Genomic DNA, 19,543 nt, shown 5'->3' with positions numbered 1-19,543 from the left:
ACGAATGCCTCGCGCTTCTCGCTGTCAATAAGGCCACTTCCGCTGCGCTACTTGTGTCCGATTGCAGGGAAGAAGTGGTGAGATTTGCTGTTTTGTCATTGCGAATTCGGCACAGCATGCTGCGGTTCAATATCCGCGGCTGCGGTCTACTTCGCCGTCAGGTTCCTGGCCCGCAAGCACGCGCCTCAGATTGCCCATGAGCGAATGCACGGCCGTTTCCCTCCGGGTTACTCCGGCGACGTGGGGAGTGAGGAAAATCGCGGGATGCGAATAGAATGGATGGTCCTGGGGTAGCGGTTCCGGGCTGGCCACATCGAGGAAGGCCGCCGACAATTGTCCCTCGTCAAGCGCGGCGCAAAGGTCTTCGGCTACGAGGTGGCCACCGCGTGCGGCATTGATGATCGCGGCCCCGCGCGGCAGACGGTCGAAGAGGTTGCGGCACAGAATGCCGCGTGTTTCGTCGGTCAGCGGCAGCAGGCAAACCAGGATGTCGCAGCGGGCCAGGAACGGATCGAGCCCATCTGCTCCGGCATAAGTGTCGACACCCGCGATATCGGCTCCGCTGCGACTCCAGCCCAGCAGATTGAAGTCGAGCGGAGCGAGCGCCTTGATCGAGGCGCGGGCCAGTTCGCCGAGGCCGAGGAAGCCGACCGTGCGTTCGGAGCAAAGGAGGACATCGCGCTGGGTCCAGCGGCCCGCGCGTTGCTCGGCCACGTAGAACGGCAGGTCGCGGTGAAGCGCCAGCGTCGCCATGACGATAAATTGCGCCATGGTCACTGTAATGCCGGGCTCGATCATGCGAACGACACGCACATGTGGCGGTACGAGTTCGAGGTCGAGCTGGTCGACGCCCGCGCCGATACTGAACAGGATCTCCAGGTTCGGCAGGCTCGCGATCAGTTCGGGCGTCAGCGTCCAGGCGACGAGAAAGCGAATGTCTTGCGGATCGCCCAGCTCCGGCCAGCAGCGAAAATCGACTTCAGGCATCTCGCGCGCGAATATCTCGCGCCAGAGCGTGCCGCGCTCTTCGTCGCCGCAGTGAAGGATCGAGGTCATTTCTTGGCTCCCGGTCGAGAGGAGCGGGCGCGCCACCATTGCAGCGGTCCGCTGATGCAGAGGAAAATAAGCGCCAGGGCTTCGGCCATGAGCAGCAGTCGTCCTGGCAGGCCGAAACTGTCTCCGGCGTGCAGCGGCAGCACCGTGAGCCACAGCGCGGGATTATCGTCGGATTTCAGAACTTTGTCGAGGGAGGGGCCGGTCGCATCGATTTGCACCACGTCGACGGCGCGCGGACCGGCTTCAGGAGCTAGCAGGTTGATGGCCAGGGTGCCGTCAGGTCCGATGCGGATGTCGCGCATGCGCGCTTCCGGCAAACGGGCATGAAGCAGGGAAATGGCATTGTCGACCTGGCCGCTGCTCAGAGTGATGGTCCGCGCCGGAGCGGCAGAAGCAGGAGCAGGTCCCAGTGGCAGGTCGGCGGCGGCAAGCAGGACACCCGTTGTCGCACTGAACAGGATCAGGATCGAAGCGATGGCGCCTGCGCTTCGGTGATAGAGGCGCAGCTTGATGCGCGAAGGCAGATTGCGGCGCACCTTGAGCGAGGCGACTATGCGGCCACGTCCCGGCCACCAGTGCTTTACACCGCTCACCCCGATGAGGAAGAGGGCGAGGCCGTTGAGCGTGACAATGGCAATGCCAAGCCAGTCGCCCAGCAGGCGATAATGGATCTGCAAGGCAGCTTCGATCGGGAAGCGCCATATCGGTCCCGCTGCAAGCACACGGGCATTGCCCGGATCGATCGAGGCATAGCGCACTTCGCCCTGCGCGCCGGTTAGCTGGGCAAAGGCGGCTGCATCGGGGCCGGAAGGCATGAACAGGCGCGTGACCCGCATGGTCGGGAAACGCGCCCCGGCCGCTTCGAGAAGCTGCGAAAGCGGCGCCGGCTGCATGTCGTGGCTGCTCTGGCGCGTCATCGCGCCGGGATCGAGTGTCTGCGCCAGCGGTTCGCGAAACAGGATCATGGTGCCGGTAAGGGCCTGGATCAGCAGGAGCGGCGCGAAGGCCAGAGCGATCCAGCGGTGAATTCGAAGAAAGGTACCGGGTTTCATGGCTGTCCTGAAATTAGCGCCCGCCACTCCCCGCTGGGAAGGGAGTGGCGGGCGCGCTGTCGGGAGGCCGTCCTTAGAAGGAGAAGTCAACCCGGAAAGTCACCGTGCGCGGCTGGCCCGGCGATACCCAGTACCTGTGGTAGGAGGCTGGGTAGTACGTCACGTCGAACAGGTTGGTGGCATCGACGCTGAGCTTGACGCCATCGCTCGGCGCATAGCTCGCAAGGGCGCGCACCAGCGTGTAATCGGGCAGGTAGAAATCGACACCCGTCTCGCCAAGGCGCTTGCTGGTGTAGTTGACGCCGCCGCCGATGGTGACGACGCCGGCATCGCCGAGATCGAATTCCTTGGTCACGAGCAGGTTAGCAGCGTGCTTGGGAATGTTGATCAGCGGATCGCCCGACTGGATGTTGAGGCCGAAGCTCACATCCAGAGCCGCGCTCGTCCACTCGGCATCGGTATAGGCATAAGTCGCGTAGACGTTGATGCCGCCGGGCAACTTGGCATTGACGTCCGCCTCGATACCCCGGCTGCGCGCCTTGCCGGCTGCGAGCGAGAACCCGGCATTGATCGGGTCGCTCGTCAGGATGTTGTTCTTCTTCATCGTATAGGCGGCGAGCGTTGCGGTAATCATGTCATCGGGCGACACGAAGCGCAGACCGGCCTCGTAGGACTTGCTGGTTTCCGGGGCGAACGGGTTTCCGGCAAAGTCGATGCCGCTGTTTGGACGGAAACCCGTGCCGTAGCTGGCGTAGAGGCTGAGCGTGTCCGTCAGCTGGTAAAGCGCGCCGATGGTTGGGCTGAAGCGCTTCTTGATGATGACGGTCGTCGTACCGTTGATGTTATTCACGATCTGCTGGCGGAAGTGGTCATAGCGGCCACCGCCACGGATCTTGAAGGCATCGGTAATGTCGATCTGGTCCTGGAAGTAGACGCCCCAGGACTTCTGCGTCTCATTGGAGTTCTGGATTACAGCGGTCGGAACCGGCAACTGGCCATAGACCGGATTGTAGATGTCGATGGCGTTGTTCGCCGCCGTGATCGGATCGCCCGCCGTATAGGGACCCGGTCGGAAGCGAAGCTGGTGCAGATTGATCTTGAAACGATCCCAGTCGGCGCCCACGAGAACGTGATGCGCGATCGAACCGGTGTAGAGCTTGCCGGAAACCTCGCCGCGGAACACCAGGTTGGTGGTGCCGTAATCGCGGTAGCGGCGCTGGCGGGCAAGGTAATTGCCGGTTTCCTCGAGCGTCTGGCGGCTGCCGGCCAGTTCGGCATCGCTCGAATAGCCCTTGAAGCTGGTATCGCGGTAACCGAAGCCGGCCAGGAAGACCCAATCCTTGGCGAGGTCCTGCTGAAGCTGGACCTGGTGGCCGAGCACCTTGACCTTGGTCGGGCCGTCGCCGGGTTCGCCCAGGAAGGTGGAGCGCGGGATCAGGCCAAGCACGCCGTCCACGGCGACTACGCCGCGGTCGAAGGGCACTTCCTGGTCAACGAATTCCATCTCGTAGCTGATGCTGGTCGACGATGAGGGTTCGAACAGCACCGAGGGCGAGGCGACGATCTTGTTCGAATTGATCGTGTCGCGGAAGCTCCCGGCGTCCTGCGCGGCGCCATTGAGCCGGATGGCGACCTTGTCGTTCAGGGCAAGGTTGTAATCGCCTTCGACGCGGTAGGTCGAGAAGCTGCCGGCCGAAGCCGCAAAGCTGCCGAAGGTGTCGTCGAGGGTGGCCTTCTTGGTGATGATATTCACCGTGCCGCCGGGCTCGCCGCGGCCGAACACGGCGCCGTTCGGACCCTTGAGGACTTCGATGCGCTCGATGTTCGAGGCATCGCGCGGGCCGCCATAGCCGCGTCCGCCGTTGAAGCCGTTGACAAGGAAGCCGCTCGGGAAGTTCTCATCACCGGCAAAGCCGCGGACCGCGAAGGCGTCCCACAGTCCGCCGAAGTTGTTCTGGCGGGAGATGCCGCTGGCCAGATCGAGAGCGGAATCGAGCCGGGTTATATTCAGATCCTGGAGCATCTTGCCGTCGATCTGCTGGACCGATTGCGGTATCTCTGCGAGCGGAACGTCGCCCCGATACTGCTGGCGCTGGCCGACGACGGTAATGGTATCGGCGGTTTCGGTGTCGTTTGCCGCCTCGTCTGCCATGGCGATGGCGGGGAAGGCGACAAGCGCCGTACCAGCCAACAGGGAAGCGTGAACTGCGGAATTAAAAATTCTCATCTTGTGACCCCTCACTTGAGTTGTTCCCACGTCCTGCAATTTCCAGTCGAGCAGATCTTCTTTGGTACAAACTCCGCGAAATTCTGCGGATTTTGCGACCTGTCCGCTTCTATTTGCAAGATCGAGGCTATCTGTACCCTGACAAATCTTTAATCGTAACTAGGGGGCCGGGCGGATGATTATGACGAATTGGGGTCATTGTCCGATTATTCTGCCGTGTTCTCCTTCAGCGAACAAACGGCAGGACCTGCCGACGCCCCGAAAGTGATTGTGCAGATGCGAAATGCAGTCCTGGCAGGGCTCTCAATTCAGACGAATCGGTGCCTACAAGGGAGTTTTTGCACTGCAGCATAGCAAAGACGTTCTCGCGATATCGGAGCAGCAGGCAGGCCTCTTTCGCGGATGCATCACGAATTACTATGCCGCTTTCCGTTTTGGACGGGCCAAAAAAGAAGGGCGAAACGCCGGATGGTAGCGCTTCGCCCTTGTTCAGGCTCGGGAATGTTTCGTGCGGGATCAGGGCTTGAAGAGATCCTTGTAGAAGCCTGCGACCTTCACGGTGACCTTGACCGGCGTGTCGCTCTTGTTGCGCCAGTACCAGCCATGCGTGCCGTCGAAGGTTGCGGTGAAATCGCCCTGACCGGCCTCGCTCTGGCGTTCCTTCCAGTAGCTGGTGAATTCGTCGTCGGCTGCGTTGACCGGTTCGCCGTGCATGTCGACCTTCACCGGACCGCCGGTGGAGTGCCAGGAGAAGACGAAGCTGTCGCCCTTGACCATGTGGGCCTTGATCTCCGCGCCGCTGTGCGGGGGCAGGTCAAGGGTGAGTTCGTCTTCGCGCCAGGCGGTGGCGCGTTCGATCGAAGCGCGGGTTGGGGTGACCAGCGATGCGGCCGGCCCAGTCGAGACAGGAGCGGAATCCTCGTCTTCTTCCATCACGGCCATGCCGGAGATGCCCAGTCTGGCGCCGATGCCGGTCGGATCGATGCCGTATTCGGCGGGCAGAACGAACAGGGTGAGCACGCCGCCCGCTGCAACGGCCGCTCCGATGCAGGCCTTGGCAAGCGTGGCGGGAGAGGCTTGCACGTTGCGTGGAAGCGCGGCGATGTCTGCGGGATATGTCGTGGCCATGTCAGGCTCCCTGGGTGAAGTAACCGGTCAGCTGGTAGCCGACGAGGACGAAACCGGCGCACATCAACGCCGCGTTGGCAGCGATGGCGCTGCGCTGGAAGCTGCCGCTCAGTCGCCAGATGTTCATGGCGATGAGGATCAGGCCCAAGGCCATGAACTGCCCAAGTTCGACGCCGACGTTGAACGAGAGGAGGTTAGGGATCATGCCCTCGGGCGAGAGCGTCAGATCCTGGAGCTTGGTTGCAAGGCCGAAGCCATGAAACAGGCCGAAGACGAATACCGCGGCACGGGGATTGGGCGCCCAGCCGAACATCGTGCGAAAGCCGTCGAGGTTGTCGATTGCCTTGTAGGCGACGGACAGCCCGATGATGGCATCGACGATGTAGGGATTGGCGCGAATGTCGAAGATCGTACCGACCAGCAGCGTCGTGCTGTGCCCGATCGCGAACAGCGTGACGTAAGTCCCGATGTCCTTCATCCGGTAGAGGAAAAAGATGACTCCGGCGAGGAAGAGCAGATGGTCGTAACCCGTGACCATGTGCTTCGCGCCGAGGTACATGTAAGGCAGGATGGCGATGCCCGAACTGCCCTCGATGAAGGCCTTGTCCGCTTCTCCCACTCCGTGGGCCTGGGCCGAGGCGGCGATCGCCAGCGCTGCCAGAAGCGTGCAGGTGGCTGTCAGCGCGCGTCCGGCCGCGGCAAGGCGGCGGGACGCTGCGAGGGTGGCCGTCTGCATTTGCGTCAGAGCTTGAAGGTCGCGAAAGTCTTCGTGCCGCTGCTCTTCTCGACCAGCGAGACGACGACCTTGGACCCGGCCTGAAGTTTGACGCCGGGCGCTGCAAAACGGTTGGCCTTGGCTGCATTCATTGCGGTAGTGGCCTTGGCGCCCGAGGCACTCGTCACGATCAGCTTGGCGCTGAATTCGCTGGCGGGCAGGGGTTCGTCTTCCTCACTGATATAGACATCGACGCCCTTGGCGCCCTTGACCAGTTCGAACAGGGTTTCACCCGACATCTGGACCATGCCGCCGTGCTGGGGCTTCATGCTGCCATGGGCATAGGCGGTGCCCGGGATGACTGCAGCCGGAGCTGCGGCCAGCAGGCTTGCAGCGAACAGGGCGGAAAATGCGGAAGTCTTCATTGGGGGATCTCCGTGTATCGGGCTCGCGAAGGCCGGCCATCGCGGCCGGCCTTTCGGATTATTCGGGCAGGTGCGGCAGAACGAACGACAGCGAGGAGCGGTATTCGACCTGGTCGTACTTCGTCGGCTGGTCCGAAGGCCCGACGTAGATGCCCATCAGCACGTTGAGGCCCTGGTTGCGCAAGGTGATCGTTGCCGTACCGTCAGCATCGGTCTTGACCGGGATCTGGTCGGGATCGTTGACGTAGTCGGACATCACCTGGACGCCTGCCATGGGCTTTCCATTGAGATAGGCGCGAACCTTGAGCGGCTTGCCCTTGTCTTCGGGGATCGGGCCGACCGGCACGAGCTGGAGCACGAGGCCTTCGAAAAGCGGCACTTCCTTCTTCGGAAGTTTCTCGAAGTGGAGAGCGTACTTCCAGTTGTGTTCGGACAACGCCACGTCCGCGACTTCATCCTTCGTCGTGTTGTGCCAGCTCCCGGCTTTGTCCTTGGTCCACACGCCATAGTCCATGACTGCGGTCATCGCTGCAATCGGTTCGTCGCTGTCGACGATAGGCACGATGCCGGCTTCTCGCAGGGAGGTCTCGACCGGTTGCCAGTCTTCGTCATAGCCCTTCACGAGAGTGAGATGCTTCATGCGGCCGACGGCATCGAGATCGTCGGCACCCACGCCGTAGATCAAGGCAAGCTGCTTGGCGCGCTGCGCGAACCAGATGGCATGGGCATCGGCGGGCGCGATGGAAGTAAATCCCAGCGCGAGAGCGGAGGCAAAAGTGGATGCGAGCAGGAAGGGCGAACGACGCGGCAATGATCTTCTCCTCGGTTTTCGTGAGCACAGCATGTGGTGATGCCAGCGCAAGATATTGCTTTTTGCGAGGGGTGGATCGGGAGCAAATTGCGAATTAGCCAGCCGGGCGGCAGCATTGCGTTCTGCGAGCATTATTGACTGCTGCGCGAATATACAGCGGTCCAGCACCCTGCACAGGCGCTCGCAAAGTCTGGGTTTCCTGACTTTGAGAGGATTATCGCCGGCCGGCTACAGGTGCCTGCCCTTGGGTTACGGCAATACCCATGGCTTCCAGTCCAGTGCGGATGTCCCTGTCGTTGCCAAGCTGGAATGTGCCGCTGACCCGTGCTTGCGTATCGGCGGGGTTATCGAGGACGAGCGGCCGGGCCAGGTAGGGGTTGAGCTTTTTCAGCACTTGCGAGACCGGCTCGGCATCGAAGCTGACGGCCCCCGTTGTCCACTGGCTGGCGCCGGCAGGATCGCTTCTGGCAATGACGAAGCTGCCGCCTGCGTCGCGGGACAGTTCTTCTCCGGGTACGAGCTCGGCCGTCTGAACCGCGTCGGCCACCCGCACCTTGCCCTGCGCTAGCATCACGAGCGGATCGTCGGGCTGCTGCGACACCATGAAACGGGTTCCCAGCGCGGTCACGCTGCTATCGCCCGAAGTAACGATGAAAGGGCGGTCCGCGTCATGCGCGACGTCGAAGAAGGCACGGCCCTGTTCCAAGGTGAGGCGCCGTGCATCATCCGACAGCGCGACTTCCACGCGCGAGGCCGCGTCGAGCGTAACGCTCGAGCCATCGGCAAGCCGATAGGTGCGGGGCGCCTCTCGGCCGTTCGCAAGGACCTGCACGGCCTGGGAAGCGGTCAGGCCGGGGCGGTCCGTCCAGATATAGCTGCCAAGGCCGACGACGATGAGCAGGCAGGCAGCGATGGCGGCCCACGGTGCGAGCGTGGGACGCGGCGAGCGCTGCTTCGCTCCGCCGAAGCGCATATTTTCGCCATCCTCGGCGCCGTCATTGGCAGCGAGGCGCGCGCGTGCAGCCGATCGCATGGCAAGGATGCGCGGATCGTCCCTAACCGTGTCAAGCGAGTTCCAGAGGTCTTCGGCTTCCTGCAGCGCTTGCCGGCTTTCGCCGGAAGATCGTGCCTCGCCCGACGCGTCGCGCAGGAAGGCGGCCAGTTCCTCGTCGCTCATGCCGCCGCTCCTTGAATGCGGATCAGTCATCGCTCTCCTCCAGCAATGCGCGCATTGCCTTCATCATATGCTTTTCGATCGCACTTACCGAAATGCCCATTGCGGCAGCGATCTGCTTGTTATTTAGATTCTCGAACCTGCTCAACACGAAGATATCGCGCGTGCGCTCCGGCAACATGCCGATGCGTGCCACGACCCTTTCTATCTCATTCTTTCCCATCAAGACGCGCTCGGGCGTAATTTCCTCAACGGGGTGCCGAATTTCCGTCAATTCCTCGTGGCGATTGGCGGCTCGCACCGCGCCGCGGCGAAAGCGGTCGGTCACGACGCTGCCTGCGGTACGAAACAGATAGGCGCGCGGATTGTCGATGACCCCCTGGTCCGGCAGCCGGCACAGCCGCATCCATACGTCCTGTACGACATCGTCTACGTCCTCCTTGCGATCGAGGCGACGCAGCAACCATTGTCGCAGCACGGGCAGGTGCGGAAAGATTGCGTCGTGCAGTTTGTTCGGCTCGCTCATCCGGGACCCAGGTGTGAAAAAGGCTTTCGGCCGACTATCACGGTCGGCGAATCAGGCTAGAGTAATCAAACTTTCGCATTTCAGGAAACACGCAAGAGATTTGGCCCTTGGTAATGGCGCGGCAGGCCCTGATCGTTTTCCTGGCATGGACCTGTTCCACTTTCGCCGTGCCCCCGGCGCTTGCTGCGACCGGTCGGGCTTCCCTCGCCGAGGCCCTGCAATCTCTCGCCCGGCGCGGCCATCTCTCGATCCTCTTCCGGCCGGAGACGGTGTCCGGGCTTCAGGTGGCCAAGCCCGGAAAACCGCGGAATCCCGAGGCCGCGCTTGACGAATTGCTGCGCGGTACGGGCCTGCGCGCAAGGCGCATCGCGCCACGGACCTTCATCATAGAGCGCATCGAAGTCGCCAAGTTCAAAGGTCCCGGCGAGGCTTCCGTTTCATCCGGCGAGCGACCTGCCCATGTGCCGCCGCCGTCTTCCATCATTGTAACCGCACTGCGAAGACCAACGCTCCTGCTGGACACTCCGGTCAGCATGATTGCGATTGACGGGCAGGAGTGGAGTGAACTGGCGGGTAGAACGAATGCCGACGTTGCAAGGTTGGCCCCCAGCCTGACGATCACGTCGCAAGGTGCGGGGCTGGACCGGCTGTCGCTACGCGGTGTGATCAGTGCAGGCGAACCTAGCGTCGGGCTCTATTACGGCAATGTTCCGGTTCTGGGGCCTTCGGGCTCCACTTCGGATCCTGGCCTGATGACGCCCAACCTGCTGTTGATCGACGTCGATCGGATCGAGGTGCTGCGTGGGCCGCAGGGGACTCTGTACGGCGCCGGATCGCTGGCAGGCACCATGCGTGTGCTCTTTCGCCAGCCCGATCTCGATGCCTATTCCGTCGATGTCGATGGCTCCGTCTCCTCCACGAAGGGTGGCGGAGTTGGTTTCGACGCTTCGTCGGCGATCAATCTCCCACTCGTGCCTGGACGCGCGGCCCTGCGTGCAGTCACCTATCGCCGGCGCGAGGCGGGCTTTGTCGACAATGTGGCGCTCGGTCTGGTCAACATCGGCAAGAGGGACGACGCGGGTGCGCGTCTGGCTGTGAAGTGGGAACCCGACCCGGACTGGTCGCTCGCGATCGAAGGTGCCTATCAGAAGACCGTGTATGACGATTTCGGAAGCGGCAGCGGTGACGTGGGCAGGAACCGAACCAACCGCGCCGTTCGCCTGCCTTTTTCAAGCCGGTTCTGGATGGCTTCCGCCGTCGTTCGTGGCGCGCTTGGCACGACCGATGTTGAACTTTCGGCTTCGCGCTACCGTTGGCTGCCTCGCCGGAGTTTCGATTTCACCGCCGTCCTCGAAGATCTGCGCGGCGACCCGCAGGCCTGCGCCGGCTATTTCGACAGGCCTGCGGCATCGGGATGTACAGCGGCCGAACTCACGCAATTCGGCAGCTATCTGAATTCCGCGACGCCAGCCGTGCTCGATCAGCCTCTGCGTGTCAGCAGCACCTCGGCCGAATTGCGCCTGTCCGGACGGGGTGCACTGAACTGGACGACCGGCTTTTTCTTCAATCGCCGCACCGACAAAGGGGAGAGCCTGACTCGCCGTACGGACGAGCGGGGGATGATTGATGCCACCGCTCCCCTGTTGAGCCAGCGGTGGTTTGCAGGGTCCCTCAATCAGGTGGCGGCGTTCGGCGATGTGACATGGAATGCGCTGGAGCGCCTTCATGTCACCGCGGGTGGGCGCATTTTTCGGTATCGTCGCTCGGCAAGCGGAGAGAGCGTCCTGCGCAATCCCGCGACAGAGGTCTACGGCAGCGAAGGCATGCAATCGTACGTGTACTCGGTGCGGGGCACGGTGGGACGCATTCGCTTCGACTTCTATCCTCGGACGGATTGGCTGATCTACGGTGAGCTGGCGCAAGGATTCCGGCCGGGCGGCATCAACATTGTGCCGGGACTGCCGAGCGACGCTGCGGTATACCTTGGCGATCGCCTCGTCAGTCGGGAAGTAGGCTGGCGCGTGTCGCTGGCGCGCGATGCGATCCAGCTCAGCGGCGCTGCGTTCCGCCAGGTCTGGTCGGACATGGAAGTCTCGGCCATCACGAACAACGGCGCCTTCGGCATCATCAGCAACCTGGGAAGTGCGCGTATCGACGGGGTCGAACTGGGACTGAAAGCCCGGGCCGGTGGGCACTTCGAGGCGAATGTGCAGGCGACCTACCTCGATCCCCGCCTGACGTCCGATCAGGTAAGTGAGATCGCGCAGGCCACCGGCCGTGCGGGCGATCGCCTGGGCCTCGTTCCCCCGTTCATTGCAAGCGGTGTCCTGACGAGCCGCTGGGATGTCGGCGGCGACCTCGCGTTCAAGCTGGCCCTCTACGGCCATTTCAGCAGCCGCCACTATTCGATGACCCACCGCGCTGACGACCGGACGATGCGCATCGGCAGCGCCGGATCGATCGACATGCGCGCAATCCTGCAGGGATCGGCGCATTCGGTGACTGTAGGGGTGACCAATCTGACGGGAAGCCAGGATCGTATCTACGCTTCCAATCTCCTGATCGCGCCCCGGACGATCACGCGGGTCCGTCCCCGCACCGTCTCGATCGGCTTCAACGCAAGCTTCTGATTCTCAGGCGCGATCTATCGCAATCTGCTGCACTGCAAAAAAACTTTCATAATTCGGTGCGGACTCGCTTCGGCGCTGCGTCTTCCTCTGTGAACGCCCTTCGGGTCGCACTCGCGGGGGCAAGGTGGGGCGTGGCTTTGTGACCGGAACGAACGGCAGTGCAGGCGGTATTGGCGGACCTTCGTCCGGTCATGGCCTGTCTGCCGTAACGTTCGTCCGGAACCGGGCTGCGCCGCATCCCATTCATCCCGATCAAAAACAAAATCGTCGCCAGGGAAGGATCGCAGGGGAGGCTGGCTTATCGCCAACCAAAAACGTCCTGTACCAAGGGGGGTATCTTTGCACATGAAGTCTTCGATCACCATGGCCGCGCTTCTGGCCGCTGTATCCGCATTCCCGCTCACGTCGATGGCCCAGACCAGCGATGCTGCCGCCACCAGCGAAAGCGCAAACGAGGGTGTCCTTGCCTCGGGCGACATCGTGGTGACCGCCCTGCGGCGCGATTCCACCCTGCAGGAGACCCCGATCAGCATTGCGGCGCTGAGCGGCGATACGCTGCGCGACATGGGGTCCAGCGATCTTTCCGGCTATTTCCGCCAGGTGCCCAACCTCAACGTCACGCAGGGTCAGATCGGCAGCAGCCGCATCAGCATCCGCGGCGTCAACGCGGCCGGTGAAGCCACCGTGGGCCTGTACTACGACGAGACGCCGGTCACCGGGCCGAGCGGCACGACACAGGACCCGGGCTCGGTAGCGGCCAACCTCAACCTGTTCGATGTCGAGCGAGTGGAAGTTTTGCGCGGTCCGCAGGGCACGCTTTATGGCGCAAGCTCGATGGCAGGCACCTTGCGCATCATCTTCAAGAAGCCGGATGCGTCGACCTACGAAACGGCTGCAGAGGCCGAAGCCTCGGCGATCGATGGCGGTGGTACCGGATATGGCGCCAAGGCCATGGTCAACATACCCATTGTGGAAGATAAGCTCGCGGTTCGTCTTGTCGGCTACTACCAGAAGAAGCCGGGCTTCATCGACAATGTCCGTTACGGCGACAAGAACATCAACGACAACACGGCGCGGGGCGTTCGCGCACTGATCGGCTACGAGCCCGGTCCGGACACGACAGTCACGGCTACTGCCATCTACGAAAAGTCCAAGGCCGACGATCTGCAGGGCTGGTATCCGCAAGTCGGTCGCTACAAGACGGACTCGCGCGTCCGCCTGCCCTTCCGCAGCGAGATGCAGCTCTACAATCTCAAGGCGGACCAGGATTTCGGCTTCGCCACGCTGACCGCCACGGGTACTTACTACAAGTTCAACATCGTGCGCGCCGTCGACTTCACGCCTGCAGTGGCAGCGTGTAGCGCGACAAACTGGATGAGGATTGCGCGTCAATCAGGATGAGAATGTGATTGTCGCGGCGCGTCGATCAGTGCCTGTTTTGATTGTCGCTGGCAAGGTCGTCGTTCTCATCCTGATTGTCGCGGATGGTCTCGAGGACCTTTGGCGTGGTGTAGGCGGCGGGGCGCCCGGCACCGGTGCGCCTGGCCTGTGCGGTGCGCCGCCGGTAACTTTCGACGTTCATCTCGAAGATGGTGGCATGGTGCACGAGCCTGTCCACGGCGGCGAGCGTCATCGCGGGATCGGGGAAGACCCTGTTCCATTCGCCGAAGGGCTGGTTGGCGGTGATCAGCAACGACCGTCGCTCGTAGCGTGCGCTGATCAGCTCGAAGAGCACCGACGTCTCGGCCTGATCGCGCGAGACGTAGGCGAAGTCGTCGAGAATGAGCAGGTGGTATTTGTCGAGCCTGGCCATGGCGGATTCAAGTGCGAGTTCGCGCCGCGCGACCTGCAGGCGTTGCACGAGGTCGGAAGTTCGGGTGAACAGAACCCTCCAGCCCCGTTCCACCAGTGCGAGGCCGATTGCCGCGGCAAGATGGGTTTTGCCGCCGCCGGGCGGACCGAACAGGATGAGGTTGGCGCCTTGCTCGAGCCAGCCATCGCCGGCGCACAGGGCCATGACCTGAGCCTTGGAGATCATCGGCACGGCATCGAAGGCGAAGCAGTCCAGGGTCTTGCCCGCGGGCAGATGGGCCTCTGCCAGATGACGCTCGATCCGGCGGCGATCTCGTTCGGCGAGTTCGTGTTCGGCGAGCGCGGCGAGGAACCTGCTGGCCGGCCACCCTTCCTTGTCCGCCTGGGCGGCAAAGTCCCCCCAGATGTGCTTGATGGTGGGCAGGCGCAGCTCGTTGAGCATGAGGCTGAGGCGCTGTGCATCGATCATGGGAGCTGCGTTCATGCGGCTTCTCCCTGTTCGATCAGTCCGTCGTAGATCGAGAGCGGCACCAGTTGGACCACGACTTCGGGCAGATCGGCAGGGTCCGGACTAAACCGGGCCCGCAAGGTTGTCAGGCACGGTGTTCGGCGCGCGGTCAGATCCTCGGTCAGGAGCGCGGCGAGCTCGGCCTCGCAGGCGCGTTCGTGGGCCATGGCCAGAAGTGCGACGGTAGTGCGGCATGCCTCCCGCTCGCCTTGAACTTCCAGCAAGTGGTCGAACATCAGGCGATAGGCATCTCGCGGGAACAGGCTGTCGCGATAGACCAGGCCCAGCAGCGCCATGGGTTTGCGGCGCAGGGAATGGATCACGTGGCGGTAATCGACGACGTGGCCGTGCTTCCCGTTCATGCCCGCGCGGCCGCGCGGCAGGGTCATGAGCCTCGTGCCGCCGATGAAGACGTCGAGGCGGTCATCATACAGGCGGACCCGCAAACGGTGCCCGATCAGGCGGGATGGGACCGTGTAGAACACCTTGCGCAGCGTGAAGCCGCCCGAGGACGTGACCGTCACGAGGATCTCCTCGTAGTCGGTGGTGCGCACGTCCGGCAGCGGCTGCAGGAACTTGCGTTCGGCATCGATCCCGGGGCCGTGCCGCCGGTTGCGCGCATTTACGACCTCGTCGATGAAGCGGCGATAGTCGGCAAGGTCGGCGAAGTCGCCGCTACCGCGCAGCAGCAGCGCATCCTTCACGGCAGCCTTGATATGGCCATGGGCACTCTCGATCGCGCCGTTCTCATGGGCAATGCCCCGGTTGTTCCTCGTGGGCTCCATTCCATAATGGGCACAGAGCGCGTCATAGCGCCTGGTCAGGTCGATCTTGGCATCGGCGTCCAGATTGCGGAAGGCGGCTGACAGGCTATCGGTGCGATGAAGCTTCGGCGCACCGCCTGCGGACCAGAGCGCGTTCTGCAGCCCTTCGGCCAAGGCAACGAAACTCTCGCCGCCCAGGATGACGTGTCCGTGCTCGAAGCCGCCGCAAGGCAGCCGGAAGTGATAGAGCAGGTGGTCCAGCGGCTGTCCGGCGATCGAAACTGCCAGATCGTCCATGCACGTAAAATCGGACAGGCCGAGCCGCCCCGCCTCGTGCACTTGCCGGAAAATGACTTCGCGATCTTGCCCGTTCATGGCGCGCCAGTCGCGAATGCGCCGCTCCAGGGTTCGCCGGGAGCCGAACACGGTCTCGGGATATCGGCGCCGCAGTTCCTCGAAGATCGCTATGGGCCGAAGGCCGGGAGCAGCCTCCAGCATCGGCACCACCACTTCATCGAAGATACCGGCAAGGGGATCGGGCCGGCGCCGGCTGCGCGGTGTTTGCCGCTGTGATGGCAACCGGGCGTCCTGCAAAACCCGATAGCCCGTCGCCGGGCTGAACCCGGCCTTCGCCGCCGCCAGAGCGACGGGGTTATTACGTCTGTTGGTCATGAAAAGTCTCACCTGATGATCGTTGATGTGTCGGCCGGCCACACGCCAGGTCCTCCTCCCCGGAAAACCCGATGCATAGCGGCCACCACGACCATCACAGGCACCCCGCAAAGAGCGCCTCCGGTGTGTCGGGACCGGCTACGGGCTACGCCCTCCGCCGATCCCGACACACCGGATTCTCATCTTGATTGTCGCGCTTTCTCACCCTGATCGTCGCGCGACAGGCAGCGCTTGGATCGCTGCCCAGCACTTGCAGCGCATACTATGGGCAGAGCGCCGCCTGCTCGGCGGATCAGCAGAGCGACTTCAGCGATTATGCCTCCTCTGTCCTGCCTGCGATCGGGTATCAGCCGGCTTGGCTCAAGTCGCAGAACTACGAAGTGCGGCTGGCGTCCAACGGCACCAACTTCATCGACTGGACGATCGGCGGTTATTACGAGCATCGCAAGGATCACATCGACAGCAACACGACCAGCGTGAGCCCGGTCGACGGGTCGGTACCCGATCCGCTTCGGAACCTGAGCTATCGATACGTAGAAACGAAAGTCCGGCAGTTGGCAGGGTTCGGCGAAGTCACCCTGCACCCGACCGACAAGCTCAGCCTGACCGGCGGCCTGCGCTATTACGACTACACGAAGACGACCGGTGGCGAGGCAACGCTCGCCAGCCCGCTGACGGGGAGCGTTCTTGCCGATTATTCCCGGGAGAAGGCCAGCGCCAACGGCCTGATCCAGAAGTTCAATATCAGTTACAATTTCACCCCGGATTTCATGGCCTATGCCTCGGCGGCAAAGGGCTTTCGTCCCGGCGGCGCGAACAACATTCCGATCCTGCCGGACAACCTGATCGCTTATGACGCAGACAGCCTGTGGAACTACGAAGCCGGTGTGAAGACATCCTGGCTGGGCGGTGACGTTATCTTCAATGCCGCGGTGTTCCAGATCGACTGGAGCAACATGCAGCTTAGCGCCCGTACGGCCGATGGTCTTTATTCCTTCCTCACCAATGCCGGTGCGGCAAGGATCCGTGGTGGTGAAGTCGACCTGACGGTTCGTCCCCTGTCCGGCCTCTCGCTGTCCGTTTCAGGCGGTTACACCGACGGCAAGCTGACCGAAGACCAGGCGAACGAAGATATCCTCGTGACCGCGTCGAGCGGCAAGAAGGGCGATCGCCTGTCCAACAGCCCGAAGTGGAGCGGCGCTGCCTCCGCCGCCTACAAGTGGGCGCTCAGCGATCGCTTCGATGGCCTGCTGCGTGCGGACTTTGCCTACACCGGCAAGATGAAGTCGAATGTCAGCCGGACCGATCCTTACCTCACCTACTACGGCGATTACGCAACCCTGAATCTCAGGGCAGGTGTCGAGAATGAGACCTGGGGCATGGCTGTCTACGTCAACAACGTCACCGATACGGTGGGCAACGTCAGCCAGACCAACGGCTTTGGCTACAGCAACCTGACCTTCTCGATCCAGCCGCGCACGTTCGGCGTCAATTTCCACTTTGCAATGTAAGGAGACCCAACCGATGAAGAAGTCACCACTCTTGCTGCTTCTGGCAGGACTGGCTGCCTCTCCGGCGGTTGCGGCTGTGCCCGACCCCAAGGCAGACCTCGCGCGGATCGATGCCGTGCTCGACAAGAACTACCCGCAGCTTCAGGCGCTTTATGAGGACATCCACGCGCATCCTGAAGTTGCCTTTCAGGAAACGCGCACGGCGGCCTTGCTGGCCGCAAGGATGCGCAAGCTCGGCTTTACCGTGACCGAGAAGGTCGGCGGCACCGGCATCGTTGCGATTTATCGCAACGGTGACGGTCCCACCGTACTCGTGCGCACCGAACTTGACGGTCTGCCGGTTCTGGAAAAGACCGGGCTGCCTTATGCCAGTCATTACACGCAGGAAATCGACGGAAAGGTCACGCCCACGATGCATGCCTGCGGGCATGACATCCACATGACCTGGTGGGTGGCCACGGCCGAGGCCCTGCTGGCGATGAAGGACCGCTGGCACGGCACGCTGATGTTCATCGGCCAGCCAGCCGAAGAAACCGTCAGCGGGGCGAAGGCCATGCTCGATGATGGGCTGTTCACGCGCTTTCCCAAACCCGACTATGGGTTCGCGGCCCATGTCAGCCCTGAGGCTTCCGGCAATGTGCGTTTCAAGGAAGGCACCTCTTCTTCGGCTTCCGACCAATTGCGTATTACCTTCAAGGGCAAGGGCGCCCATGGATCGATGCCCGCTTCGAGCATCGATCCGATCGTAATGGGCGGGCACTTCGTGAGCGACGTGCAGTCGATCCGCAGCCGGGAAGTCGATCCCGGGAAGTTCGGCGTCATTACCGTCGGCAGTTTCCATGCAGGCACGGCGCCCAATATCATCCCCGACACCTCGGTTCTGCAGCTTACCTTGCGTTCGCACGATCCGGAGGTGCGGCAACAGCTCATGGACGGCGTCAAGAAGACGGCCGATGCCGTGTCTGCCATGGCCGGCGCGCCCGAACCGCAGATCGATTACCTTTATGGCACCGCGGCACTTTATAACGATCCGAAGCTGGCGGACTCGGTCGCGGCCGTGGTCAAGGAGGCCGTCAGCGGGAAAGTCACGGTAGAATCGGAAGACAAGCCCGCAGGTTCTGGGAGCGAAGACTATTCGGAGTTCGTGACCGCAGGCGTGCCGTCCGTCTTCGTGGGCATCGGCGGCGTCGATGCGGATGTCCTGGCGGGATACGTCAAGAAGGGTGAAAGGCCGCCGGTGAACCACTCGCCATTCTTTGCACCCGACCCCGAACCGGCAATTCGCGCAGGCGCGCAGGCGCTTTCGCTGGCAGTGCTGACGGTGGCAGGCACCGACTAAGCCTGAATGGGGACCGCTTCTGCGGTCCCCCAATGTGGCCCTTGCATGAAAAAGCCCCGCATGTCGCAGTGACATGCGGGGCTTTCTTGTTCAATGGCTGCGCCTGTCAGGCGCCTTACCGTATTACTTGAAGACCGGCGAAAGCTTCGGGCGGTCCTTGCGGGCCGGCTTCGAGCTGGCGGTGCTGTCGGCAGTCGAAGGCGCAGCAGCACTCTTGCTTTCGGGGGCCGGGCTTGCCGCGTTGGCCGCGGGAGCTGGCATTGCAGCCGGAGCTGACGCGGCCGCGCCTGCGTCCTTCTTGCTGTCCTGGGCCGCAGGGGTCTTGGCGGTCGCTGCCTTCTTGGCAGCGGGAGCCTTCTTTGCACGGCTCTTTGCGGGGGCCTTGGTCGCCTTCTTGGCGGGCGCGGCCTTCGCTGCGGCAGGAGCTGCGTCTTTCTTGGCCTCAGGCGCGGCAGCTGCCGGCTTGGCGGCCGTATCGGCTGCCTTCGCGGCGGGGGCGCTCTTAGCCTTTGCAGCCGTGGCGCTCTTGGCCGCGGTCGACTTCGCAGCAACCTTGGGCTTGCTTGCGGTCTTCTTGGCTGCGGAAGGCTTCGCCTGCGCCGGAGCCTTTGCAGGGGCCTTCGTCTTGGCCGTCGCCGGTGCGGCTTCCTTGGCCGCAGGAACGGCCGTGTCCTGGCCGCTACGGTCGATGTTCTTGGCGACCTTGCGGCGCAGTTCCGAATAGGCTCTTGCCACGATGGGGTAGTCGGCGGGCAGGTCGTAGCGCGTCTTGTATTCGGCTTCGGTCAGGCCGTGCTTGCGAAGGTGACGCTTGAGCGTCTTGAACTTCTCACCGGTGATGAGTGATACGATGAAGTTCGGGTCGCTGTGCGATTCCTTGGCGGAAACCGCTGGCTTTACTGCAGCGGCAGGCTTGGGTGCTTCAGCGGTTTCTGCCTTGGCAGCCGGCTGCTCCGCCTTCGGTGCTGGCGCTGGTTTCGCAGCGGCGGGCTTGGTGGGCGCCTTTTCCTCGACTTTCGCCAGCGCGGGCATCGGCGCATCTTCACCGAATTCCGAAACGGCCTTGAATACATCGCTGAGCAGCGAAGGGAGCTGAGAGGCGTTCAGCTTGTTGTTGTTCACAAAGGCTGTGACAAGGTCCAGCGAAGCCTGACGTGCGTCGAAATCTGCCATATCCATCCAACTTGAAAGTA

The 19,543-nt window shown here is 62.7% G+C and carries 16 protein-coding genes; 4 read left to right on the top strand and 12 right to left on the bottom strand.

What is annotated here, in order from left to right; all coding sequences use genetic code 11:
- Positions 1 to 126: 126 nt before the first annotated feature.
- The 9 genes from PP1Y_RS02810 to PP1Y_RS02770 all read right to left on the bottom strand — a co-directional run bounded on the left by PP1Y_RS02810 (position 127) and on the right by PP1Y_RS02770 (position 9,114).
- Positions 127 to 1,056, bottom strand: coding sequence for a glyoxylate/hydroxypyruvate reductase A (locus PP1Y_RS02810; protein WP_013836593.1), 930 nt, complete (start codon positions 1,054 to 1,056; stop codon positions 127 to 129).
- Positions 1,053 to 2,108: a PepSY domain-containing protein gene (locus tag PP1Y_RS02805; RefSeq protein WP_013836592.1), complete on the bottom strand. Its 1,056-nt coding sequence runs from the start codon at positions 2,106 to 2,108 to the stop codon at positions 1,053 to 1,055. Before PP1Y_RS02805 ends, PP1Y_RS02810 begins: the two co-directional genes overlap by 4 nt.
- Positions 2,109 to 2,181: 73 nt before the next feature.
- The gene (locus tag PP1Y_RS02800) at positions 2,182 to 4,335 is read right to left on the bottom strand and encodes a TonB-dependent siderophore receptor (protein ID WP_013836591.1); all 2,154 of its coding nucleotides are present in this window, start codon (positions 4,333 to 4,335) and stop codon (positions 2,182 to 2,184) included.
- Positions 4,336 to 4,851: 516 nt separating this feature from the next.
- A complete protein-coding gene (locus PP1Y_RS02795; protein ID WP_013836590.1) occupies positions 4,852 to 5,463 on the bottom strand; it encodes a hypothetical protein in 612 nt (203 codons plus the stop codon).
- A gap of 1 nt (position 5,464) precedes the next feature.
- Positions 5,465 to 6,199 (bottom strand): HupE/UreJ family protein, encoded by a 735-nt coding sequence (locus tag PP1Y_RS02790; protein WP_041558272.1) that lies wholly within the window; start codon positions 6,197 to 6,199, stop codon positions 5,465 to 5,467.
- A 5-nt stretch (positions 6,200 to 6,204) separates the two neighbouring features.
- Entirely contained in the window at positions 6,205 to 6,603 is a 399-nt protein-coding gene (locus PP1Y_RS02785; protein ID WP_013836588.1) for a hypothetical protein, read from the bottom strand.
- A 58-nt stretch (positions 6,604 to 6,661) separates the two neighbouring features.
- Positions 6,662 to 7,414 (bottom strand): DUF4198 domain-containing protein, encoded by a 753-nt coding sequence (locus PP1Y_RS02780; RefSeq protein WP_041558269.1) that lies wholly within the window; start codon positions 7,412 to 7,414, stop codon positions 6,662 to 6,664.
- Positions 7,415 to 7,628: 214 nt separating this feature from the next.
- Complete coding sequence (locus PP1Y_RS02775; RefSeq protein ID WP_013836586.1) at positions 7,629 to 8,591, bottom strand: FecR family protein; 963 nt, start codon at positions 8,589 to 8,591, stop codon at positions 7,629 to 7,631.
- 22 nt (positions 8,592 to 8,613) lie between these two features.
- The gene (locus tag PP1Y_RS02770; protein ID WP_013836585.1) at positions 8,614 to 9,114 is read right to left on the bottom strand and encodes an RNA polymerase sigma factor; all 501 of its coding nucleotides are present in this window, start codon (positions 9,112 to 9,114) and stop codon (positions 8,614 to 8,616) included.
- 113 nt (positions 9,115 to 9,227) lie between these two features.
- On the opposite strand from PP1Y_RS02770, the gene PP1Y_RS02765 reads away from it, so the two are divergent.
- Positions 9,228 to 11,744, top strand: a complete 2,517-nt coding sequence (locus PP1Y_RS02765; protein WP_013836584.1) for a TonB-dependent receptor domain-containing protein — start codon at positions 9,228 to 9,230, stop codon at positions 11,742 to 11,744.
- Between the two features lie 345 nt (positions 11,745 to 12,089).
- Entirely contained in the window at positions 12,090 to 13,145 is a 1,056-nt protein-coding gene (locus tag PP1Y_RS02760; RefSeq protein WP_013836583.1) for a TonB-dependent receptor, read from the top strand.
- A 25-nt stretch (positions 13,146 to 13,170) separates the two neighbouring features.
- On the opposite strand, the gene istB is transcribed toward PP1Y_RS02760, so the two are convergent.
- Positions 13,171 to 14,040 carry an IS21-like element helper ATPase IstB gene (gene istB / locus PP1Y_RS02755; RefSeq protein ID WP_013832221.1) on the bottom strand — a complete coding sequence of 290 codons (870 nt, stop codon included), beginning with the start codon at positions 14,038 to 14,040 and terminating at the stop codon, positions 13,171 to 13,173.
- Positions 14,037 to 15,542, bottom strand: coding sequence for an IS21 family transposase (gene istA / locus PP1Y_RS02750; protein WP_013832220.1), 1,506 nt, complete (start codon positions 15,540 to 15,542; stop codon positions 14,037 to 14,039). Before istA ends, istB begins: the two co-directional genes overlap by 4 nt.
- 146 nt (positions 15,543 to 15,688) lie before the next feature.
- Here istA and PP1Y_RS02745 point away from each other — a divergent pair, with 146 nt between their 5' ends.
- Positions 15,689 to 17,011 (top strand): TonB-dependent receptor, encoded by a 1,323-nt coding sequence (locus tag PP1Y_RS02745; RefSeq protein WP_013836582.1) that lies wholly within the window; start codon positions 15,689 to 15,691, stop codon positions 17,009 to 17,011.
- A 13-nt stretch (positions 17,012 to 17,024) separates the two neighbouring features.
- Positions 17,025 to 18,350, top strand: a complete 1,326-nt coding sequence (locus tag PP1Y_RS02740; protein ID WP_013836581.1) for an amidohydrolase — start codon at positions 17,025 to 17,027, stop codon at positions 18,348 to 18,350.
- A 123-nt stretch (positions 18,351 to 18,473) separates the two neighbouring features.
- Here the strand turns inward: PP1Y_RS02740 and PP1Y_RS02735 are convergent, their stop codons facing one another.
- Positions 18,474 to 19,523 (bottom strand): MucR family transcriptional regulator, encoded by a 1,050-nt coding sequence (locus tag PP1Y_RS02735; protein ID WP_041558514.1) that lies wholly within the window; start codon positions 19,521 to 19,523, stop codon positions 18,474 to 18,476.
- Between the last annotated feature and the right edge of the window lie 20 nt (positions 19,524 to 19,543).

It is taken from the genome of Novosphingobium sp. PP1Y (assembly GCF_000253255.1).
In the GTDB taxonomy this organism is placed as follows: domain Bacteria; phylum Pseudomonadota; class Alphaproteobacteria; order Sphingomonadales; family Sphingomonadaceae; genus Novosphingobium.
Note: the sequence above shows the minus strand (reverse complement) of the source record. Positions and strands in the feature narration are given on the sequence as shown.